Annotated in this window: 20 protein-coding genes and 1 tRNA gene; 5 read left to right on the top strand and 16 right to left on the bottom strand. The window is 70.4% G+C overall.

The window, feature by feature from the left end; translation table 11 throughout:
- Positions 1 to 39: 39 nt before the first annotated feature.
- The 9 genes from argB to infC form a co-directional block, all read right to left on the bottom strand.
- Positions 40 to 1,134: an acetylglutamate kinase gene (argB, locus tag J7E22_RS16195; protein WP_214982867.1), complete on the bottom strand. Its 1,095-nt coding sequence runs from the start codon at positions 1,132 to 1,134 to the stop codon at positions 40 to 42.
- Entirely contained in the window at positions 1,134 to 2,333 is a 1,200-nt protein-coding gene (argJ, locus tag J7E22_RS16190; protein WP_308159286.1) for a bifunctional glutamate N-acetyltransferase/amino-acid acetyltransferase ArgJ, read from the bottom strand. Before argJ ends, argB begins: the two co-directional genes overlap by 1 nt.
- Positions 2,330 to 3,427 carry an N-acetyl-gamma-glutamyl-phosphate reductase gene (locus J7E22_RS16185; RefSeq protein WP_214982866.1) on the bottom strand — a complete coding sequence of 366 codons (1,098 nt, stop codon included), beginning with the start codon at positions 3,425 to 3,427 and terminating at the stop codon, positions 2,330 to 2,332. The genes argJ and J7E22_RS16185 overlap by 4 nt, the downstream gene beginning before the upstream one ends.
- Positions 3,428 to 3,504: 77 nt before the next feature.
- Positions 3,505 to 5,997 carry a phenylalanine--tRNA ligase subunit beta gene (pheT, locus tag J7E22_RS16180; protein WP_214982865.1) on the bottom strand — a complete coding sequence of 831 codons (2,493 nt, stop codon included), beginning with the start codon at positions 5,995 to 5,997 and terminating at the stop codon, positions 3,505 to 3,507.
- On the bottom strand, positions 5,997 to 7,037 hold the full coding sequence (gene pheS / locus J7E22_RS16175) for a phenylalanine--tRNA ligase subunit alpha (RefSeq protein WP_214982864.1): 1,041 nt from the start codon (positions 7,035 to 7,037) through the stop codon (positions 5,997 to 5,999). Before pheS ends, pheT begins: the two co-directional genes overlap by 1 nt.
- 67 nt (positions 7,038 to 7,104) lie before the next feature.
- Entirely contained in the window at positions 7,105 to 7,965 is an 861-nt protein-coding gene (locus J7E22_RS16170) for an RNA methyltransferase (RefSeq protein ID WP_214982863.1), read from the bottom strand.
- Between the two features lie 121 nt (positions 7,966 to 8,086).
- Complete coding sequence (gene rplT / locus J7E22_RS16165; protein WP_214982862.1) at positions 8,087 to 8,470, bottom strand: 50S ribosomal protein L20; 384 nt, start codon at positions 8,468 to 8,470, stop codon at positions 8,087 to 8,089.
- 29 nt (positions 8,471 to 8,499) lie between these two features.
- Positions 8,500 to 8,694, bottom strand: coding sequence for a 50S ribosomal protein L35 (gene rpmI, locus J7E22_RS16160; RefSeq protein WP_214982861.1), 195 nt, complete (start codon positions 8,692 to 8,694; stop codon positions 8,500 to 8,502).
- Positions 8,695 to 8,754: 60 nt separating this feature from the next.
- Positions 8,755 to 9,480, bottom strand: coding sequence for a translation initiation factor IF-3 (infC, locus tag J7E22_RS16155; protein ID WP_214982860.1), 726 nt, complete (start codon positions 9,478 to 9,480; stop codon positions 8,755 to 8,757).
- Positions 9,481 to 9,811: 331 nt separating this feature from the next.
- Here infC and J7E22_RS16150 point away from each other — a divergent pair, with 331 nt between their 5' ends.
- The gene (locus tag J7E22_RS16150; RefSeq protein WP_214982878.1) at positions 9,812 to 10,153 is read left to right on the top strand and encodes a DUF1844 domain-containing protein; all 342 of its coding nucleotides are present in this window, start codon (positions 9,812 to 9,814) and stop codon (positions 10,151 to 10,153) included.
- Between the two features lie 72 nt (positions 10,154 to 10,225).
- Here the strand turns inward: J7E22_RS16150 and J7E22_RS16145 are convergent, their stop codons facing one another.
- On the bottom strand, positions 10,226 to 11,578 hold the full coding sequence (locus J7E22_RS16145; RefSeq protein WP_214982859.1) for a phosphotransferase: 1,353 nt from the start codon (positions 11,576 to 11,578) through the stop codon (positions 10,226 to 10,228).
- 160 nt (positions 11,579 to 11,738) lie between these two features.
- Here J7E22_RS16145 and J7E22_RS18045 point away from each other — a divergent pair, with 160 nt between their 5' ends.
- The 3 genes from J7E22_RS18045 to J7E22_RS16130 all read left to right on the top strand — a co-directional run bounded on the left by J7E22_RS18045 (position 11,739) and on the right by J7E22_RS16130 (position 15,453).
- Complete coding sequence (locus tag J7E22_RS18045) at positions 11,739 to 12,194, top strand: MaoC/PaaZ C-terminal domain-containing protein (protein WP_308159285.1); 456 nt, start codon at positions 11,739 to 11,741, stop codon at positions 12,192 to 12,194.
- A 78-nt stretch (positions 12,195 to 12,272) separates the two neighbouring features.
- The gene (locus tag J7E22_RS16135) at positions 12,273 to 14,117 is read left to right on the top strand and encodes a glycoside hydrolase family 2 TIM barrel-domain containing protein (RefSeq protein ID WP_214982857.1); all 1,845 of its coding nucleotides are present in this window, start codon (positions 12,273 to 12,275) and stop codon (positions 14,115 to 14,117) included.
- 91 nt (positions 14,118 to 14,208) lie between these two features.
- Positions 14,209 to 15,453 carry a mannosyltransferase family protein gene (locus J7E22_RS16130; protein WP_214982856.1) on the top strand — a complete coding sequence of 415 codons (1,245 nt, stop codon included), beginning with the start codon at positions 14,209 to 14,211 and terminating at the stop codon, positions 15,451 to 15,453.
- 46 nt (positions 15,454 to 15,499) lie between these two features.
- Here the strand turns inward: J7E22_RS16130 and J7E22_RS16125 are convergent, their stop codons facing one another.
- Positions 15,500 to 16,546: an amidase domain-containing protein gene (locus tag J7E22_RS16125; RefSeq protein WP_214982855.1), complete on the bottom strand. Its 1,047-nt coding sequence runs from the start codon at positions 16,544 to 16,546 to the stop codon at positions 15,500 to 15,502.
- A gap of 129 nt (positions 16,547 to 16,675) precedes the next feature.
- Here J7E22_RS16125 and J7E22_RS16120 point away from each other — a divergent pair, with 129 nt between their 5' ends.
- Positions 16,676 to 17,059, top strand: a complete 384-nt coding sequence (locus J7E22_RS16120; RefSeq protein WP_214982854.1) for a hypothetical protein — start codon at positions 16,676 to 16,678, stop codon at positions 17,057 to 17,059.
- Positions 17,060 to 17,094: 35 nt separating this feature from the next.
- On the opposite strand, the gene J7E22_RS16115 is transcribed toward J7E22_RS16120, so the two are convergent.
- The 5 genes from J7E22_RS16115 to J7E22_RS16095 form a co-directional block, all read right to left on the bottom strand.
- The gene (locus J7E22_RS16115) at positions 17,095 to 17,628 is read right to left on the bottom strand and encodes a hypothetical protein (protein WP_251009274.1); all 534 of its coding nucleotides are present in this window, start codon (positions 17,626 to 17,628) and stop codon (positions 17,095 to 17,097) included.
- 307 nt (positions 17,629 to 17,935) lie between these two features.
- Positions 17,936 to 18,472 (bottom strand): hypothetical protein, encoded by a 537-nt coding sequence (locus J7E22_RS16110; RefSeq protein WP_308159284.1) that lies wholly within the window; start codon positions 18,470 to 18,472, stop codon positions 17,936 to 17,938.
- A gap of 16 nt (positions 18,473 to 18,488) precedes the next feature.
- Entirely contained in the window at positions 18,489 to 20,360 is a 1,872-nt protein-coding gene (locus tag J7E22_RS16105) for an alpha/beta hydrolase (RefSeq protein ID WP_214982853.1), read from the bottom strand.
- Complete coding sequence (locus J7E22_RS16100; protein WP_214982852.1) at positions 20,357 to 20,740, bottom strand: hypothetical protein; 384 nt, start codon at positions 20,738 to 20,740, stop codon at positions 20,357 to 20,359. The genes J7E22_RS16105 and J7E22_RS16100 overlap by 4 nt, the downstream gene beginning before the upstream one ends.
- A 47-nt stretch (positions 20,741 to 20,787) precedes the next feature.
- Positions 20,788 to 20,860, bottom strand: a tRNA-Ala gene (locus J7E22_RS16095).
- Between the last annotated feature and the right edge of the window lie 50 nt (positions 20,861 to 20,910).

The following is a 20,910-nucleotide window of genomic DNA, read 5'->3' as shown; positions in this document are numbered from 1 at the left end:
GACGCCCCGAACCGGTCGTTCCAGGTCTCGGTCTGCGTGTCAGTGCTCACGGTTGCTGCCCTTCTGGGTCGTCTCGGCCAGGTCTGCGCCGGTGCTGGTCGTCCCGGCCACGTGCGCGCCGGTGGTGGTCGTCGGTGCTGCGACGCGTCGGCCGATCTCGGCGTGGGTCATCTGGTTCTCGGTGCGTCGGCTCGGGTCCGGGATCACCTCGGTGCCGGCACCCCGCAGGGTGAAGACCTCGAGCAGGATCGAGTGCGGGATCCGGCCGTCGATGATCGTGGCGCCCCCGACTCCGCCGACGACGGCATCGAGGCACGCCGTCATCTTCGGGATCATCCCCGACTCGAGCGTCGGCAGGAGCTGCCGGAGTTCCTCGACGGCGATGAGGTCCACGATCGAATCGCGGTCCGGCCAGTTGCGGTAGAGGCCGGGGACATCGGTGAGCATCATGAGCTTCGCCGCCTTGAGGGCGATCGCCAGGGCCCCGGCCGCCGCGTCAGCGTTCACGTTGAGCGCCTGGTCGGGGTGCGCGTCGTCGATCGCGATGCTCGAGACGACCGGGATGCGGCCGGCCTCGATCGCGGCGAGGACGCCCGACGGGTCGACGTGCGTGATGTCGCCCACGTGCCCGAGGTCGTACGCCTGCCCGTCGACGACCACGCCCTTCTTCTCGCCCGTGAAGAGCGACCCGCCGTCACCGAACACGCCGACGGCGAGGCCCTCGCCGTGCTCGTTCACGAGGTCGACGATCTCGCGGTTGACCTCGCCCGCCAGGACGTCGCGGACCACCGTGATCGCCTCGGTCGTCGTGACGCGGTAGCCGCCGCGGAACTCGGACTCGATGCCCTGCTCCTTCAACGCCGCGGAGATCTGCGGGCCGCCGCCGTGCACCACGACGGGGTGGAGGCCGGCGTACCGCAGGTAGACCATGTCCTCGGCGAACGCGCGCTTGAGGTCCTCGTTCACCATGGCGTTGCCGCCGAACTTGACGACGACGACCTTGCCGGAGAACCGCTTGAGCCACGGCAGCGACTCGATCAGCGTCGCCGCCTTCACCGCGGCGAGCTCGTGCTCTTCCTGTTTGGACAGGAGTTCCCCGGTCACCGGGTCCCTGTGCTGGATGTCGTTCGGCATCAGCTGGAGTACGCGCTGTTCTCGTGCACGTAGTCGTGCGTGAGGTCGTTGGTCAGGATCGTCGCCACGTGCGGACCGACGCCGAGGTCGATCAGCACGTGCGTGTCGCGCGGGGTCAGGTCGACCTCGGTGCTCGGCCGGTCCGGAGCGCCCGCGTGGCAGACGCGGACGCCGTTCATGCTGACGTCGACGGCGTACGGGTCGAAGGTGGCGTCGGTCGTCCCGATGGCGGCGAGGACACGGCCCCAGTTCGGGTCGTTGCCGAAGACCGCCGCCTTGAACAGGTTGTTGCGGGCGACGCTCCGGCCGACCGCGACGGCGTCGTCCTCGGTCGCCGCGTTCACGACCTCGATCGCGATGTCGTGGCTGGCGCCTTCGGCGTCCTGTTGGAGCTGGCGGGCGAGGTCCGCGCACACCGCGGTGAGCGCCTCCTGGAAGTCGCCGACCTCGGGCGTGACCCCGCTCGCGCCGGAGGCGAGCAGGACGACCGTGTCGTTGGTGGACATGCAGCCGTCCGAGTCCACGCGGTCGAACGTGACCCGCGTGGCCGCGCGGAGCGCCTGGTCGAGTTCGTCGGAGGTCTGCACCGCGTCCGTCGTGATGACGACGAGCATGGTGGCGAGGCCGGGTGCGAGCATGCCCGCGCCCTTCGCCATCCCGCCGACGGTCCAACCGTCCTCGGTCACGACGGACTGCTTCGCCCGCGTGTCGGTGGTCATGATCGCCGTGGCGGCATCCGGGCCGCCGTCGGCGTCGAGCGCCGCGACGGCCAGGTCGACACCGCGCAGCACGTTGTCGCGGAACGTCTGGTCGCCGACACCGATCAGGCCCGTGGAGCACACGACGACGTCGCCCGCCCCGATGCCGAGCCCGGCGCCGACGGCCTCGGCGGTGAGGTGCGTCGTCTGGAACCCGAACGGCCCCGTGAAGCAGTTCGCGCCTCCGGAGTTCAGCACGACTGCCCGTGCGACGCCGTCGCCGACCGCCTGCCGCGACCAGATGACGGGGTGCGCCTGCGCGCGGTTGCTCGTGAAGACGGCCGCCACGGCGGCATCGGGACCGTCGTTGACGACGAGCGCCACGTCCGGTCGACCGCTCGGCTTCAGCCCGGCGGTCACGCCTGCTGCGCGGAATCCCGCTGCCGCGGTCACGCCCTGGAGGGACGACCCGGCGTCCACGGTCTGGGTTGCGTCGGTCACGGTGCGACTCCGTCCACGCTGAGGCCCAGGGTCTCGGGGAACCCGAGGGCGATGTTGGTCGACTGCACCGCGGCGCCCGCGGTGCCCTTCGCCAGGTTGTCGAGGGCGGTCACCGCGACCAGGCGGCCGGCGGCCTCGTCCACGGCGATGCCGATGAGCGCGGTGTTCGCGCCGATCGTGTCCGCGACACGGGGGAACTCGCCGTCGGGCAGCAGGTGCACGAAGGGTTCGTCGGCGTAGGCCTGCTCCCAGGCCAGCCGGACGTCACGGGCGCTGACCCCCGGCGCGAGCTTCGCCGTCGTCGTCGCGAGGATGCCCCGGGACATCGGCACGAGCACCGGCGTGAACGAGATCGTGACGTCCGCACCGCCGGCGAGGGTCAGGTTCTGCTGGATCTCCGGGACGTGGCGGTGGGTGCCCCCGACGGCGTACGCGCTGGCGGACCCCATGATCTCGGACGCGAGGTACGTCGTCGCGAGCTTCTTGCCGGCACCGCTCGGGCCCACGGCGAGGACGGCGACGAGGTCGTCCGACTCGACGAGCCCGGCCTGGATGCCGGGCTGGATGCCGAGCGTGACCGCGGTGACGTTGCATCCGGGGACCGCGATGCGCTTCGTCCCGGCGAGGACCGACCGCTGCCGCCCCTGCTCGATGATGTCGTCGACGTCCCGCCATTCGTCCGCCGACCCCGGTGTCGGGGCCGCGTGCAGCAGCTCGGGGAGACCGTAGGTCCACGCACCGTGGTACTCGCCGCCGTAGAAGGCCTGCCACGCGGCGGGGTCCGTCAGCCGGTGGTCAGCCCCGCAGTCGACGACGAGGGCTTCGTCCCCGAGCTGGTCCGCGATCGCGCCGGACTGTCCGTGCGGCAGCGCCAGGAAGACGACGTCGTGCCCGCGCAGGTTCTCCGCCGTCGTCTCGACCAGGGTCAGGTGCGACAGCGAGCGGAGGTGCGGCTGCGTCGCGATCAGTGGCTGTCCGGCGTTCGAGAACGCGGTCACCGTCCTGACGTCGAACTCGGGGTGGGCCGAGAGCACGCGCAGGAGCTCCCCACCCGCGTAGCCGGATGCTCCCGCCACGGCGACGGATACGGACATGGGATTCCACCTTTGGTCGGACTGATCGTCGAGAGAGTCGGAGGCGGCGGCCCCGGGCGATGCTGATCCGAAGGGGATCAGTCGCGCAGGGTCGCCCCGAATCGCTCGCCGGCACGTCGGACTGCGCCGTCACGGGCCTCAGAGGCCTCGGCAGCGGTCAGGGTGCGGTCCGTGGCACGGAACCGCAGCGCGAACGTCAGGGACTTCTGTCCCTCGTCCACGCCGGTGCCCCGGTAGTCATCCACGAGCCGAGCATACTCCAAGAGCTCTCCGGCGCCATCGCGCACGGCGGCCAGCACGTCGCCCGCCGGCACGTCCACCCCGACGACGAGCGACAGGTCCTGCGTGGCTGCCGGGTACGACACGATCGGCGCGACGGACACGAGGTCGGGTGCGGCGGCCACGAGGGCATCGAGGTCGAGCTCGACGACAGCCACCACGCGGGGCAGCACGGCCGCTTCCGTCAGCTCCGGCAGCAGCTCGCCGGCGATCCCGACGACCGTGTCGTCGACGAGCAGCGTCGCGGCGCGGCCGGGGTGCAACGACGGGTGGGTCGTCTGCGCGACGGTCAGCTCGACACCGACGGCCCAGGCGACCGCCCGTGCGACGTCCAGGGCGTCGGCGACGCCGAACGGCTCCGGCTGCACGCCGGGCTGCTTGACGACGCGGTTGCCCGTCAGGAGCGCCGACACGTGGAAGGGCTGCGCCGGCAGGGACGCGTCCAGCGCCTGCAGGGTGGCGCGGTCCGGCAGGATCGCTCCGGCCGGGACGGTGTCCGTGCCGAGCGTCGCCCCCGCCACGGGCAGGAACACCCGCGACGTCTCGTACACGGCGACGTCCACGAGGCCACGGGACACGTTCCTGCGCGCGACGTCGACCAGCGCCGGCAGCCCGCTGCGGCGGAGTAGGTCCTGTTCGCTGTCGAGCGCGTTCGCGAGCACGACGCTCGGGCCACCGTCCCCGTCGATGCCGGGGAAGGCGGCCTGGTCGGCCTGCGAGACGAACGGGGCCGTGACGACCTCGACCAGACCGTCCGCCGCGAGCGCCGCGGACACGCGCCTGCGTGCCTGCTGGTGGGCGGTCAGGCCACGTCCGGGCGGAGCGACCGGCAGGACGCTCGGGATCCGGTCGTAGCCGACGACGCGCGCGATCTCCTCGATGAGGGTGGTGTCGTCGTCGAGGTCGGGCCGCCACGAGGGCGGCGTCACCACGAGCTGGTCGCCGGAGGACTCGACCGTGGCACCGATCGCCCGCAGGGTGTCGATGACCTCGGCGTCGGAGTAGTCGACGCCCACGAGCTCGGACGGCCGCGTGCGGCGCATCGTGACGACCGGGCGCGGCGTGGTGTCCACGAGGGTCGAGCCCAGGGAGTCGGCCGTGCCGCCCGCGAGCTCGACGAGCAGCTCGACGGCGCGGTTCGCCGCCGCCTCGGCCACGAGCGGGTCGACGCCCCGCTCGAACCGCCGGGACGCCTCGCTCGGGAGCTTGTGTCGACGTGCGGTCCGGGCGATCGAGACCGGGTCGAATCCTGCGGCCTCGATCAGCACGTCGGTGGTGGCGTCCGAGATCTCTGTGCGCGCGCCGCCCATCACGCCGGCGAGCCCGACCGGGCCGTCGTCGTCCGTGATGACCAGGTCTTCGGGGTCGAGCGTCCGGGTCACGTCGTCGAGCGTCGTCAGGCGCTCGCCGGCAGCGGCGCGACGGACGCCGAGGCCGCCGCGGACCGTCGCGAGGTCGTACCCGTGCAGCGGCTGGCCGAGCTCGAACATGACGTAGTTCGTGATGTCGACCGGCAGTGAGATGGAGCGGACCCCGACGAGGGCGAGGCGCGACACCATCCAAGCCGGTGTCTTGCGGGTCGGGTCGATGCCGCGCACGACACGGGTGACGAAGGTGCTCGCCCCGACGCGGCCGCGGACGGGCGAGCGGTCGTCGATCGTGACCGGGAAGCCCTCGGCCGCGTGCGGTGCGACGCGGTCGACCGGGTCGTGGAAGCTCGCGCCGGTGGCGTGCGCGTACTCGCGGGCGACCCCGCGCAGGCTCATCGCGTACCCGCGGTCCGGCGTGACGTTGATCTCGACCGCGGCGTCGTCGAGGCCGAGGAGCGCGATGGCGTCCTGTCCGACCTCCGGGTCCATCCCGAGGTCGGCGAACCGCAGGATGCCGTCGTGCTCGTCGCCGAGGCCGAGTTCCCGCGCCGACGCGATCATGCCGTCGGACACGTGTCCGTAGGTCTTGCGGGCCGCGATCGGGAACGGGCCGGGCAGCACCGCTCCCGGCAACGTGACCACGACGAGGTCGCCGACGTCGAAGTTGTGCGCACCGCACACGATGCCGCGGGGCTCGGGCTCGCCGACGTCCACCTGGCACCAGTTGATGGTCTTGCCGTTCTTCTGCGGCTCCGGCACACGCTCGAGCACCCGGCCCACGACGATCGGACCGGTGAGGTCGTACGTGTGGACGTCTTCTTCCTCGAAGCCCACCGAGACGAGCGCCGCGTGGACGTGCTCGAGGGAGACGTCGTCGGGCAGGTCGACGGATTCGCCGAGCCAACGGATGGGGACGCGCATCAGACCACCGTTCCGAACTGCTGCGAGAAGCGGAGGTCGCCCTCGAGGAAGTCACGCATGTCGTTCAGGCCGTTGCGGAACTGGAGCGTCCGCTCGATGCCCATGCCGAAGGCGAAGCCCTGGTACTCGTCGGGGTCGATGCCCGCGGAGCGCAGGACGTTCGGGTTGACCATGCCGCAGCCGCCCCACTCGACCCACCGCGCGCCGCCCTTGGCGTTCGGCTGCCAGACGTCCATCTCGGCGCTGGGCTCGGTGAACGGGAAGTAGTTCGGACGGAGACGGATCTGCGCTTCGTCGCCGAACATCTGGCGCGCGAAGTGCTCGAGCGTGCCACGGAGGTGCGCCATCGTGAGGCCCTTGTCGATGGCGATGCCCTCGACCTGGGTGAAGACCGGCAGGTGGGTGGCGTCGAGTTCGTCGGCGCGGTAGACGCGGCCGGGAGCGATCACGTAGAGCGGGAGGTCGCGGGTCAGCAGGGAGCGCACCTGCACCGGGGAGGTGTGCGTCCGCATGACCAGGTGCCGGTCGACCGGTTCGACGAAGACGGTGTCCGCGAGGGCACGCGCCGGGTGGTCCTGGTCGAAGTTCAGCGCGTCGAAGTTGAACCACTCGTGCTCGAGCTCGGGCCCCTCCGCGACTTCCCACCCCATGCCCACGAAGATGTCGGCGACGGTCTCGTTGAGGAGCGACAGCGGGTGGCGGGAACCGGGCGTCCGGGGCGACGGCAGCGCCGTGACGTCGAGCCGTTCCGCGTCGAGCCGTGCGCGCTCTTCGGCCTCGGCGAGGACCGACTCGTGCTCGGTGATCGCGGCGTTCACCTGGCCGCGCGCCTGTCCGACCAGCTTGCCGGCAGCGGCCTTCTGCTCCGGCGGCACGCTCCGCATCGACGCGTTCATGCGGGCCAGCGCGGACTGCTCGCCGGTGTGCTCGGTCCGGGCCTGCTTCAGCTCGGCGACGGTCGTCGTGGCGCGGACCGCGGCGAGGGCCCGGTCCACGGCATCGGCGACGGCCGATTCACTGATCTCGAGAGGTTCTGACACGAGGCCCAAGCCTACCGGCCCGTGGGATACCGCCGTCCTGTACCGGACGGACTGGGAAGAAGCGGCGTCAGCTCGAGCTTGTGGAGGACGAAGCGGTCCGTTGCGCGAACGCGCTCTCGTACAGGCAGACCGAGGCAGCGGTGGCGAGGTTCATGGACTCCGCTCGACCGTAGATCGGGACCTTCACGGCGCGGTCGGCGAGCGCGAGGTCCTCGGCGGTCAGCCCACGGGCCTCGTTGCCGAACACCCATGCGGTCGGACCGTCGAGCATGCCGTCGGCGCGGACGTCGGGCAGGTCGTCACCCGACACGTCCGCCGCCAGCACGGTGTACCCGAGGGCCTTCGCGCGGGACACGGCATCCGCGAGCGTCACGCCGACGGACACGGGCACGTGGAACAGCGACCCCGTCGTGGACCGCACGACCTTCGGGTTGTACGGGTCGACGGACCGCCCGGTCAGGACGACCGCGTCCGCCCCGGCGGAGTCGGCGGCCCGAATGATCGTCCCCGCGTTGCCCGGATCGCGCACTTCTTCGAGGATGGCGACGATCCCGGGCAGGCCGCCGTCCGAGGCCGATGCGCGCGCGTCCTCGTGACCCGCATCGGGGAAGACGTCCTTCACCGACGTCGGGAACTGCTGGCAGACCGCGACCACGCCCTGCGGCGTCACGGTGTCGGCCATCACGGCGAGCACCTGCTCCGTCACGAACCACGTGTCCACCGGCGCGTCGTCCAGCCCGTACCGCGCGGCAGCGGTCGGCGTGACGTAGAGCTCGCGGAGGAGCTCCGGCCGGTACTCGATCGCCTCGCGCACCGCCTGCGGCCCCTCGAGCAGGAACAGGCCCGTGTCGGCACGGACGTCCTTCTTCGCGAGGGCGGCAACGGCACGGACGCGGCCGGCCTTGGGGTTCTCGAGGAGATCGCTCACCCCCTCAGTCTAGGAACGACGACAGCGCACGAACGACGGCAGCGCACGACCGACGACGGTCCAGGAACGACGAAGCCCCTGTCCCGCGATCGGGACAGGGGCTTCGGGGGAACCGAACGGACTACGCGGCCTTCGGGGCCGAGGTGTCGGCCGGGAGGGCGTTCTTCGCGGTCGCGACGAGGGCCGCGAACGTCTCGGGGTTGTTCACCGCGAGGTCCGCGAGGATGCGACGGTCGACCTCGACGCCGGCCAGGGCGAGACCCTGGATGAGGCGGTTGTAGGTCAGGCCGTTCGCACGGGACGCAGCGTTGATGCGCTGGATCCACAGGCGACGGAACTCGCCCTTCTTCGCGTGACGGTCGCGGTACGCGTAGACGAGGGAGTGGGTGACCTGCTCCTTGGCCTTGCGGTACAGACGCGAACGCTGACCGCGGTAGCCCTCGGCGCGCTCGAGGATGACCCGACGCTTCTTGGCGGCGTTGACCGCTCTCTTGACTCTTGCCATTAGTTCGTTCCTTTACGTTCCGGGTCGACTCAGTGGCCGAGGAGCTTCTTGACGTTCTTCGCGTCGGCCTTCGAGAGGACCTGGTCCGTGTTCAGCCGCGCCTTGCGCTTGGCGGACTTGACCTCGAGGTTGTGACGCATACCGGCCTGCTGCTTCATGACCTTGCCGGAACCGGTGATCTTGAAACGCTTCTTCGACCCGGAGTGGGTCTTCTGCTTGGGCATGGTGGTGCCTTTCCGTGGGATGGATGGGGAGCCGCGTCGTTGCGGATTCGGTCGTGGGGCCTATTCGGCGGTTGCTGCGCCCTGGGACTCAGCGCCGGCCGCGTCCTGGGACTCGGCGGTCACCGTGTCCTCGGACTCGACGGCGGCCGCGTCCTGGCTCGCGTCGTCGCCTTCCGGGGCGCCCTTCGCGGCGTGCTCGCTGGCACGACGCTCGGCCTTCTGTGCAGCGCGCTTCGCGTTCTGCTCGCCCTTGACGTCGGACTTGTTCTTGAGCGGGGCGATGATCATCGTCATGTTGCGGCCGTCCTGGGTCGGACGCGACTCGACGACACCGAACTCGGCGATCTCCTCGGCGAACTTGTGCAGGAGGCGGACACCCTGCTCCGGACGCGACTGCTCGCGACCACGGAAGAGGATCATCGCTTTCACCTTGTCGCCACCGAGGAGGAACCCCTCGGCGCGCTTGCGCTTCGTCTCGTAGTCGTGCACGTCGATCTTCAGGCGGAAACGGACCTCCTTGAGTTCCGTGTTCACCTGGTTGCGACGGGCTTCCTTGGCCTTCTGAGCGGCCTCGTACTTGAACTTGCCGTAGTCCATGATCTTGGCCACGGGCGGCTTCGAGTTCGGCGCGACCTCGACCAGATCCAGCTCGGCTTCCTGCGCCAAGCGCAGTGCGACGGCGATGGGGACAACGCCGACCTGCTCGCCCTGGGGACCGACGAGTCGGACCTCGGGGACGCGGATGCGGTCGTTGGTACGGGGATCGGTGATGCGGAGCTCCTTCAATCAGGTGGTGGCCGTCCGGGGCGTTTGCCCTGGACGACAGCACGAGAGAGGAGATCTGACGCAACGGATCGGGACCCGTTCGGCAGCCGCCCGACGTCGGACCCTGCGGTCCGGCCTACCGACGAGCACCCGGGAGTGCACTGTCGGTGGAGCGGTGGTGACCCGGTAGCCTGATGCAGCTCGGCCGCGGGTGGGAGAGACTCCTCTTTCGTGACGCTGACGTGGTGACCGGAACGAGTCCGGGCACGCAGACAGCATCTGCCGTGGTCGAGTCTAGCAGAGGAGCACCGTGACCGACACCCCGCCCAACGACGCCACCTACACGGACGCCGTGTTCGACGACCGCACCGGAGCCGAGGAAGCGCGTGACATCGCGGAGGTCCCGGCCGTCGAGCTCATCAACACGGTCGCCGTGCACCTGCTGAGCGCCGCTGCCGTCAAGGTCGGGCTGGCCGACGACCCGCAGGAGCAGACCGACCTCGACGAGGCACGGAAGCTCATCACGGCGCTGGCAGGTCTCGTCACCGCCGCCGCGACCGAGATCGGCGACCACCACGCTCGGCCACTGCGTGACGGCTTGCGGTCGCTGCAGCTCGCCTTCCGCGAGGCCTCGTCCATCCAGGACGCCCCGGGTGCCGGTCCCGGTGAGAAGTACACCGGTCCGGTCAACTAGCGGCTGTCGCCGCAGGCGGACGGGAGGCCCGTGGCGGTGTCGCCACGGGCCTCCCGTCTGATGGGGGTCCGGTCAGGACGCGACGCGCGCCACCAGGCGCGCGACCGCCGCGAGCGGGATACCGACCCAGTCGGGCCGGTTGCGCGTCTCGTACACGACCTCGTAGACGGCCTTGTCGAGCTCGAAGGCGTCCAGGAGCTCCCGGTGGCGCCGCAGCTCCGTGCCCGTTCCGCGCTGGTAGCCCGCGAGGAACGCCGCCCGGGCGCCGAGTGCCCACTCAGCAGCGTCCACCGGTTCGGCGTCGTGTGCCAGCGCACCCGCCACGTAGTCGAACGACCGGAGCATGCCGGCGACGTCGCGCAGGGTGACGTCCGGGAGCGAGCGCTCCTCGAGGGGGCGGAGCGGTTCGCCCTCGAAGTCGAGGAAGACCCAGCCGCGGGGTTCCGGGGCGGCGAGGACCTGCCCCAGGTGCAGGTCGCCGTGGATGCGCTGGAGGGCTGGCCACGCGGACGCGGCTGCCCGGGCGTAAACGGCCCGTACGGCGTCGACGTGCTCGGCGATCGCCGGGGCCTCCGCCGCCGCTGCGTCCAGGCGCCGGTGCATCGTGTCGATCGCGGCTGCCTGGCTGGCCTCGCCGGCCGGCTGCGTGGGAAGGGCCTCGGCGAGCGTCCGATGCACCTCGGCGAGCGCAGCACCCAGTCGTTCCGCATCGGCTTCGAACCGCGTGCCGTCCCGGGCGTCGCCGAGCGCCACGCGCCAGGCGTCCTCGAGCCCGGGCAGGAACTCCTGCGCGAAGGCGAGGTGGCCGGTCGCGCCGCCGTCGGGTCGGCCGGGATCCGGCCAGGTCCCGCGCACCGCGCCGTACACGAGGGGCACGCGGGCGCTGCCCGCGCCCGAGAGGGCGAGCTGCGTCGTGACGTCGGGGTTGTCGCCGTGGTGGAGCACGCGGAAGACCTTCACGATGACCTGGTCACCGGACTCGGTGTCGCAGATGATCGAGGTGTTCGACTGTTCGCCGCCGAGCACGCGGGAGCCGGTGACCCGACCGATGCGCCGCAGCGAGTCCGGGGCGTCGTCGATCCGCGCCGCGAGCTCCTGCACCCACGCGGTGTCGGTCGTCGCGTCGGTGATCGTCGGGCTCGCGCCGGTGATCGTCGCACTCGCGCCCAGGAGGACCGGGGCCTGGTAGAGCACCGGGCCGGTCACGGCGTCGTCGATCACGAGTCGGGTGCCGTCCGGGGTGGCGATGGTCCGGAGCCGAGGGGTGCTCCCCTTCGCCGTGTACCAGCGCTGCTCGGCCATCCACGGACCGAGGGCGGCGTCCGACACCTGGCCGTCCGCGGTCTGGTCCTGCACCGCCTGTCCGGTCGTCGCGTGCTGGGGTGTCGCCTGGTCGGGTGCCGCTCCGGTGTCCGCGTCGCTCATGCTGGGGAACCTACGCGGTGGCGCCTGCCGTCGTGCCGAGTCCTCCCCAGACCGCAACGACCAGAGGCCAGCCCGCAGGGACGCCCGCACCGTGGTGTCCGGGGTCGTGCGCGTCCTCCGTGGCGGGTCTCTGTGGCCCGCGGTCTGGGAGGATGAGGGCGTGGCGCACTACCTCGAGGACCTCGCAGCCGGACAGACCTTCACGACCCCGGGTCGCACCATCACCGAGGCCGACGTGATGTCCTTCGCCTCGTGGACGAACGACAACAACCAGGTCCACACCGACGTCGAGTTCGCCGCACGCACCCGGTACGGCCAGCGTGTCGTGCACGGGCTGCTCGGCACCTCGCTCTGCCTCGGGCTCATCGCGCGGACCGGCGTGTTCGAGGGCTCCGCCGTGGCGCTGCTCGGGATCGACCAGTGGCGCTTCACCGCCCCGGTCTTCATCGGGGACACGGTGACCTGCGAGGTCGAGATCCTCGGTACGCGGCTGACCAGTTCCGGCACGACGGGCATCGTCGAACGCCGGGTCGCGCTCCGGAACCAGCACGGCGAGGTCGTGCAGCAGGGGCGCATGGACGTCATGGTGCTGACGCGCGACGCCGCGATCGGCTGACCGAGCCCGCGGGACTGCTCTGCGCCGCGTCGACGCCGGGTCTTCACAACGATGTAGCGATCGGTCCAGCATGGAGTCATGAGCACGCTCGACGGCACCGTTGCCCCTCCCTCCGTCCTCCCGCTGGCATCCCGTCAGGACGGGACGTACCCGCGCCCGCAGGTGCTGCGGCCCCGGTGGGCGGACCTCGACGGCACCTGGTCCTTCCGCAACGAGGGCGACGACGAGTCGTGGCGCTCCGGCTTCCCGGACGCCCGGGACATCGTCGTGCCGTTCCCGCCGGAGTCGCCCGCGTCGGGCATCGACGAACCGGGCTTCCACCCCGTGGTCTGGTACGCGCGGTCCATCACCCGCGACGACCTCGCGGCAGCGGGACTCGACGGCGAGCACCCGCGGCTCGTCCTGCACTTCGGTGCCGTCGACCACCGCGCCCGTGTCTGGATCGACGGGCAGTTCATCGGCGAGCACGAGGGCGGCCACACGCCGTTCGCCTTCGACGTCACCGCTGCCCTCGGCACGGACCCGGACGCCGTGCACTCGCTCGTCGTCCGCGCCGAGGACGACCCGCACGACGTGACGCAGCCCCGTGGCAAGCAGGACTGGCACGAGGAACCGCACGCGATCTGGTACCGCCGCACCACCGGCATCTGGCAGACCGTCTGGCTCGAGGCCGTGCCGACGACCGCGATCCAGTCCCTGCGGTGGACCAACACGGACCACGAGACCGTGCGGCTGACCGTCCGGCTCTCCGGCGAGCGCCGACCGGGGGCGCGGCTCCGGGTCGAGGCACGGTGGGAGGAACAGGACGAGCACCTGGCGACGGTCGAGACGACGCTCGCCGGTGAGACCTCCGAGTTCGAGATCGTCGTGCCGATCGCGCGTCAGGGGAACGGCCAGGCCGAGGACGAGCTGCACTGGTCGCCGGAGACCCCGCACCTGGTGGACGCCACGGTCACCCTGATCGACCCCGACGGCGCGACCGTCGACACGGTGGCGTCGTACTTCGGCGTCCGCACGGTGGGCATCGACGGCGGCGCCTTCCTGCTGAACGGGCGACGATACGACGTGCGCAGTGTCCTGAACCAGGGGTACTGGCCCGAGTCGCACCTCGCCGCACCGTCCCGCGAGGCGCTCCGCCGCGAGGTCGAGCTCATCAAGGAGCTCGGCTTCACCGCGGCCCGCAACCACCAGAAGATCGAGGACCCCCGGTTCCTGTACTGGGCCGACCGACTCGGGCTCCTCGTCTGGGGAGAAGCCCCGGGCGCGTACGCGTTCTCGTCGCGGGCGGTGCAGCGACTGATGCGCGAGTGGATGGAGGCGGTGGAGCGCGATGCCTCACACCCGTCGATCGTCACCTGGGTCCCGGCGAACGAGAGCTGGGGCGTGCAGCACATCCGCACGGACCCCGCACAGCAGGCGTACGCCAGGTCCCTCGCCGACGTCACGCGCGCCCTGGACCCGACCCGGCCGGTGGTCTCGAACGACGGCTGGGAGCACACGAACTCCGACATCATCACGATCCACGACTACGAGGGTGACGGTCCCCGACTCGCGGCGACCTACGCGGACGACGCGGCCCGGACGCGGCTCGTCGAGGGCGTCGGTCCCGCAGACCGACGGATCCTGGTCGGTGGCGCGGTCGACCGGGGCCAGCCGGTGATGCTCACCGAGTTCGGCGGCGTGAACTACCAGCCGGGAGCGCAGCGCGACGATGCCTGGGGCTACACGACCGCGACGGACGGGGACGACTGGATCACCCGGATCACCGCGCTGTACGACGGGATCCGCGCGAGCGCGTTCCTCGCGGGCTCCTGCTACACGCAGCTCACGGACACGATGCAGGAGACGAACGGGCTGCTGAACGCGGACCGGTCGCCGAAGGTGCCGATCGAGCAGATCCGCCGGGCCGTCACCGGGCGCTGACGCCGGCACCCGTCCTCGGGACCCGTCGCCAGTCGGCGGCGGCCGGTCCCGAGGACGCGGGCCGGTGGCCGGTGCGTGCGAGGATCGATCGGTGACCGACGTGGCGGAGACGACCCGGGCCTCCTGGCCTGACCTGCCGACACGCGTCCGACGCGTGCTGCGGAACGGCCTGGAGGGACGGCACAGCAGGTGGACCGCTCCCCTGCTCCTGTGGCTGGGTTCCCGTGTCGTGAGCACGGCGCTCCTCCTGACGGTCTACCTGGTCGCCACCGCGACCGGCGCGCCCTTCGCGTCGCACCGGTCGGATCCGTCGTTCTTCACGTTCTCGGGCTCCTGGGATGCGTCGTTCTACCGGATCATCGCGGAGCACGGCTACCCAGCCCGCGTCCCCGTGGACGGGTCCGGTCACGTGGTCCCGAACGCCTGGGCGTTCCTGCCGGTGTTCCCCGTCGTCGTCCGACTGGTGATGCCCGTGGTCGGCGGTTCCTTCTGGATCGCGGGTGTCCTGGTGGCGACCCTGGCCGGCGCCGGCGCGTGTGTCGCGCTCTACCGCGTCGTGCTGGCCGTCGGGTGCTCGCGACGAGCGCGGTGGGCGACGGCGCTCTTCGCGTTCGGGCCGACCGGGTTCCTGCTGCAGGTCGCCTACGCCGAGAGCCTGTTCCTGCTGCTGCTGTTCGGGGCACTGCTCGCGCTCGTCCGGCGTCGGTACTGGGTGGTGGCACCGCTCGGGCTCGTCGCGGCCTTCACGAAGCCCGGCGTCCTCGCCCTGGCGGTGGCCCTGGCCGTCCACCTGATCGTGCGGGCGGTCGCGCTGGTGCGTCGACGTGAGCCGTTCCCGTGGCGGGAGCGGGTGGCGATCGTGGTGTCGGGGCTCGTGGTCGCCGCTGCGGGGACGGCCTGGCCGCTCATCGCGTCGGCGGTGACCGGCCACCCCGGGGCCTACCTGGAGACGGAGCTGTCGTGGTGGGTCGGGTTCGTCGGACGGCAGCACTTCGTGCCGTTGACGCCGTGGTTCACGATGGCGGGGACGTGGCTCGGGCCGCTCGGGATCGTGCTGGTGGTGGTGGTCCTGGCGGCGGGTGTGTGGTTCTCCACCCGGCGCGACGTCCGGGCGCTCGGGGTGGACGTGCTCGCGTTCACGGCGTCGTACGCGCTGTACCTGGTGGCGGTGTTCCTGCCGCAGCAGAGCCTGCCACGGCTGCTCATGCCCGCGGCGCCGCTGCTCGGATCGGACGTGTTCGTCGGGACGCGGCGGCGCGCGGTGGCCTGGTTGGTCGTCGGGGTGTGCCTGCAGCCGGTCGCGATCGTGCTGCTGTGGTTCCTCGGGTATCCCTGAGCGGCGCGTCCTCCAGCCCGCGGGGGCTAGCCGGTGGCGGGCTCCGTCACGCGTCGAACGTGTGGAACCAGGCCGTGCCGCCCGGGTGCTGGATGGTGATCATCTCGTCGAGGTCACGGTACGGGCCGTCCTGGTTGTGGCTCGCCGACTTGATGCGGACGGTGCCGTCCGGCTCCGTGAAGACCTCGGACACGATGGTGGTGTGGTCGGGCGAGTCGTTGTCGTTCCAGTCGTAGAACACGATGTCACCGACCTTGACCTTGTCCCGTTCGTCGAGCGTCCGCTTGGTCAGCCCGAACTCGGCCGCGTTCGACGTCAGCCAGGGGTCCATCGCGGGGCAGTAGGTCCAGGTCGCCGAGTGCGCCTCGCCTTCGTCGTGGCTGTACCAGTCGTCGCGCTGCTGCCATCCCCGGGCGACGAGGGTCTGGCTGACGTAGTTCGCACAGTCACCGCCGATGGGGTTCATGGTGCCGTACTCGGCGAGGTTGTAGTCCTTCCAGTGCCGCATCGCGTACTCGAGCTGGCGGTCGACGGCCGTGAGGGCGGCGTACGCGAGCGTCGTCGTCGCAACCGCTGCCGAGACGTCCGGCACCGGTGCCGCCGTCGGTGTCGCTGACGCGGCGGCGTCGCCCTGCGTCGTCCCGCTCTGCCCGTCGTTCGCCGCGCTGCCGTTGCCGTCCGAGGACTGGTTCGCCGACGGGCGCGGGGCGATCGCCGCGGTGAACAGCGCGACGTCGGCGTTCCCCGCGGTGTACATCGCCTGGTGCGGTGCCGTGAACGTGACCTTGCTCGCCGTCGCCCGGACGTCACGAGCTGGCACGCCACCGACCGTCACGCCCCGAACGGCAGCCAACCCGCTGCCGGCGACCGTGATCGTGATGCCCCCGGCGAGGGGCACCTGTGCCGGAGCCAGGGAACGGGCGACGGCCTTCGCGGAACCGGGCCCGGCCACTGCGCCGTTGGACGCCGGGTTCGTCGCCTCGTCCGACCGCGTTCCCTTCGAACTGTTCGACGCACACGCGGCGACCGCGAGACCGATGCCGGTCACGCCGGCGAGGGACAGGAGGGACCGGCGGGTGAACGAAGCAGTCATCCCCTCCAGGGTACGCGACACCCCCGTCGAGGAAGCCTCGCCAAACGCCGCGGGACACGGCATGATCGCTCCGGCGGGACGATCAGGCCCGCTGCAGGACCACGCGACATCCGAGGGGACCACCACCACATGCCCGAGAGCCACGACTTCTTCATCGCAGCCGACCCCGAGTCCGTCCGCGCCCGCGTCCGGGACGCGCTCGCCCGCGAGGGCTACACCGTCGAGGACGGCGAGCAGGGCGCGCTCCGTGCGACCCGCGGCAGCATGGGGCTGACGCTCCTGATCGGGGGCCTCGCCAACGACCGGACCTTCCACACGCGGCTGGACGTGCAGGTGATGGTGACGGCTGACGGTCGTACCGTGGCCCGCCTGATCCGCGGGTCGGGCAAGGCAGCGCTCAAGGGTGGCGCGCTGGGCGTGTCCCGTGGCAACCGTGCGTTCGAGCAGGCGGCGAACGCGCTGCACACCGAGTTCACGCAGGCCGGGATCCTGACGGACAGCGTCGCCGGCTGACGACGGAGCCCATCCTCCGGGCTCGGGGCGTCTTCCTAGGGCAGGTCGGTGGGGCGGGGGTTGAGGGGCGTCCCGAACCGGGGCGCCTTCCCGGGGACGCAGTGCCCGTAGATCGACAGGTCAGCATAGGAGTCGTACGCCTGGAACGCGACGCCGAATCCGTCTGCTGCCGTACCGCCGTTGTACCCGTTCGGGTAGCCGATCACGGGCCTGGGTGGGGTGAGCGTGTCGTCGTGCTGCATCCGAGCACCGGCGTAGTCGATCTTCGCGAGCGCTGCTGCGACTCGCTTGGTCACCTCGTCGGGCGTCCCCGGGAGCGGCAGCTTGCGGGTCGCCGAGTACGTGTACTGGGCCGCGTCCTCACTGCCGCTTCCGCAGCTGTCCCAAGCCGGTTGTTCGTCCTCCCACCCGTCGGCTCCGACGACCGACTGGACGGCAGCGAAGACACGTAGAACGTCCTGGTGTGACTGGGCGACCGTCATCGAGGTGCTCTGGCTCGAAGGCGCGCGGCTGCCTGTGTCGGCGCAGCCGACGAACAGGAACGGCGCGATACCGAGACCGATGACCATGACGGCCCAGTGTCGAGCGCTCCGACTCACTCCGTGACGCCTCCTCACGAGGGTTCAGCCGACTTCGGGTTCAGCGGCGTTCCGAACTTGGGCGGTGCCCCTGGCACGCAGTGTCCGTAGATGATCGTTCCGGCGTAGTTCGGGTCAGCGTGGAGTTGCAGGCCGAAGCCATCGTCGGCGTTTCTCCCGTTGAACCCATTCGGGTACCCTATGTCGGTCCGAGGCGGGGTCATCGAAAGGGCCCGCTTCCTGATCGCAGTGACGAGTAGCACAGAGTACGCAAATGCGGGACTCTTCAGTAATTCCCTTACGGCAGGTCGGTGGGACGTGGGTTTAGGGGCGTCCCGAACTTCGGTGGTGCCCCTGGCACGCAGTGCCCGTACACGATGATGCTTGCGAAGTCAGTGCCCGATTGGAATTCGAACCCGAATCCGTCCGCCGCCGTGCCACCGTTGTATCCATTCGGGTAGCCGATCACCGTACGTCGCGGGGTCAGGGTCGCATCGTGTTGGACTCGCAATCCGAGGAGGCCGACCTTCGTGTGCAGTGCCTCTGCAACACGCGACGTGATCTCCTCAGGTTGGAGGGGCAGCGGCCGCTTCCGGATGGAGGTGAGGTTGAACTGAGCACTTTTCCCACCGCTTGACGAGCAGCTGAACCAACCCGACGCCGTCCCGGAGTCCCATCCGTCCTCACCCACCACCGACTTGACGGCGGCGAAGATGTCCATCACGTTCTGGTGTGACTGTTCAAGCGACATCGTGGGGTCCTTGCTCGCGGATGAATGGGGGTCGGCGCCAGCGCAGCCGGTGATCAACAGCAGGGTGACGCCGATCGCAACCACCGCTCCTGCCCGTCGTCTAGAGAATCGGGCCACCGGGGAGTCCTGTCTGCCAGTCGAACATCAACAAATTGTCCTTCGTCTGCCGCTGCACGCGATCGAGTGGGTTGCCTTGCTCGGGGATCGTGTTGCCCTGCCCCATGGTCGCTCTCGCAGTGTTGTACTGCGCGGTGGTTCCGTTGTCGAAGTACGAGTACTTGCCGTTGCTGTTCTTGCCGTCGTACGGGCCGTGGTTGGTGATGCCGTGGAGAGTATCTGCGCCGCGCCCTTGTGTCTCGGAGCTGAAGTCGTGGGCGCCCCAGGACGGATCGGTGGGGTCCTGTCGCCGGGAGAGGTTCTGACCGATGACTGCCCACCCGTCCTTCGCACCCTGACTGGCGAACACCTCCCCCTTCGGCACGTCGAGGGCCGACGCGGAAGGCGCAACGTCGGTGACGCCCGCTGACCCCAGCAGGACGACGTGGTCGGCATGGGTCCGCGTCAGCGCGATGGTCGCGACGTCCGTTCCGTAGGAGTGGCCGACCACGGAAAGGTCCGCGTCGTGACCAGACGCCGCACGGGCCGCATCGAACCCGTTGAGATCCTTGACCAGTAAGTCCGCTCCCGCGTGGGCGCGACCGTCTCCTCCGACATCGATGAACGACGAATCATCTGCCATCGGCGGGTGGTATCCGATCCAGGACACCACAGCCAAGTCCATTGGGGGGACATTCCCGACGGCAGCCTGCTTCGATCGCAGACCCTGAGCGATGCCGGCGTAGTTCTGCACGGTGTCGTCTTGGTACGTCGCAGTGTCCATGCCGGGCACGATGTACGTCACGTGCGCGGCCGTGTCGAGGTCCCCCGAGACGATCTGCGCCAGCGGCGGCCGATCATCGACCAGAGCGATGAGCGAGACGGGGCTGGAATCAAGGGTGTCTTGGATGTTCTGGTACGCGTCCCGCTGGCGTTCCCAGATCGCGAGGTGCGAGCGGGCGTCCGCCGCGGCAGCAGGGCTCCGCGCGGCATCCTGTTCCCTCTTCCAGTGCGCGGCTTGCCGTTCCGCCTCCGCGAGTTTCCTCGACAAGACGACCGAGTTCGCCTTCGCCCGTGCCCAGTAGGCGACACCGTTGAGGTTGCCCAACGCAGCCGGGATCGCTCCCACGAATGCATCCTGTGCCGCGGAGTGCGCACCACCCGGCCCGGACATCGCGTTCCACCACGACGCCACGTCCTTCGCATCCAACCCGGCGAGCCGTGCTGCGATCTTCGGATCGCTCTTCAGGGACGCGATGGTCTCAGGATCGAGGGTGCCGAGCCACGTCAGGAACTGCCCGTCGCTCATCGCGGCGACGGTACGTGCTGACACGAGCTTGCCGACGACGGACGGGCTCTCCAATGCGGATGCTGCTCGTTGATCAGCTGCGGCTCGTCGTGTCACCAACTCGTCCCACTGGACGGACAGTCGCCCCTGCAACCCGGCGAGACCGGCCGCCCCGCTCTCCAACTGCTGCAACCGGACCGTGTCGGACTCGACCGCATCGGAACTCTGCACGGTGAGCGTCGCAGCATGGATCGCACGGGCGTTCTCGGCGGCGTCGTCAGCGGCGTTCTTCTGCGCGGTCTGCAGCCGCTTCGCTTCGTCCTGGATCTGCTCCACCTCGCGTGCGTAGGCATCCAGCGCTGTTGCCGCCGCATCGAGCCGGGCAGCGATTCGCTGCGCGCTCGCTGGGACCGTCGCGGCTTTGGCGATGAACTGCTGCTGCGCCTTGCCGGTCCATCCCGTCGACGCGGCCTCGGCCGCGCTGATGATGTGCCGACTGCCCGTCCGCACGGCGTCCGCGCGCTGCGAGTGCAGCCGAGCGACCCGGCGGATGCCGGACGGGTCACCCGCGGTCGGATCGGCGGTCACCGCGTCTTCCTCGCCAACGCGCTGTCCGTGTCGATCATCGTCGATGCGGCCTCCTCCACGTACGAGGCAAGCGTCACCGCGTCCGCGCCCAGCGACGTGATCGCAGCATCGTGGGCAGCTGCCGACGCCGCGAACGCTCCTGCCACCGCATCCGACCCGAACACCCCCGCGTCCGCGGCCGACAACGGACGCTCGGCAGCGAACGCCGCATCAGCTTGCTTCGCCTGCGATGCCACCCCGTGCATCGACCCCAGGTCGATCGTCAAATCCCCCAACACAGCCCCCCTCGTGACCACACCCACGATCACTCCCACCGACACGATACCGCTGGCGGGACCGACCCCGGTCACTCTCGACCAGGTCGCCGTCGGCGTCGCCACGGCATGAGAAAACCCCCTCTGTTCCGCAGAACAGAGGGGGTTACCGGTGGAGCTAAGGGGATTCGAACCCCTGACCTTCTCATTGCGAACGAGACGCGCTACCAACTGCGCCATAGCCCCAGGGACTCGTCAACACTAGCACCGAGTCACGGCCGATCCGAAATCGGTGC

It is taken from the genome of Curtobacterium sp. ISL-83 (genome assembly GCF_018613895.1).
Lineage (GTDB): Bacteria > Actinomycetota > Actinomycetes > Actinomycetales > Microbacteriaceae > Curtobacterium.
Note: the sequence above shows the minus strand (reverse complement) of the source record. Positions and strands in the feature narration are given on the sequence as shown.

Coding starts and splice junctions, on each gene's coding strand:
- argB (WP_214982867.1), bottom strand. CDS start 1,134: ATGCCGAACGACATCCAGCACAGGGACCCGGTGACCGGGGAACTCCTG.
- pheT (WP_214982865.1), bottom strand. CDS start 5,997: ATGCGCGTCCCCATCCGTTGGCTCGGCGAATCCGTCGACCTGCCCGAC.
- rplT (WP_214982862.1), bottom strand. CDS start 8,470: ATGGCAAGAGTCAAGAGAGCGGTCAACGCCGCCAAGAAGCGTCGGGTC.
- J7E22_RS16185 (WP_214982866.1), bottom strand. CDS start 3,427: ATGTCCGTATCCGTCGCCGTGGCGGGAGCATCCGGCTACGCGGGTGGG.
- J7E22_RS16115 (WP_251009274.1), bottom strand. CDS start 17,628: ATGGTCATCGGTCTCGGTATCGCGCCGTTCCTGTTCGTCGGCTGCGCC.
- J7E22_RS16125 (WP_214982855.1), bottom strand. CDS start 16,546: ATGACTGCTTCGTTCACCCGCCGGTCCCTCCTGTCCCTCGCCGGCGTG.
- rpmI (WP_214982861.1), bottom strand. CDS start 8,694: ATGCCCAAGCAGAAGACCCACTCCGGGTCGAAGAAGCGTTTCAAGATC.
- J7E22_RS16135 (WP_214982857.1), top strand. CDS start 12,273: ATGAGCACGCTCGACGGCACCGTTGCCCCTCCCTCCGTCCTCCCGCTG.
- J7E22_RS16120 (WP_214982854.1), top strand. CDS start 16,676: ATGCCCGAGAGCCACGACTTCTTCATCGCAGCCGACCCCGAGTCCGTC.
- J7E22_RS16145 (WP_214982859.1), bottom strand. CDS start 11,578: ATGAGCGACGCGGACACCGGAGCGGCACCCGACCAGGCGACACCCCAG.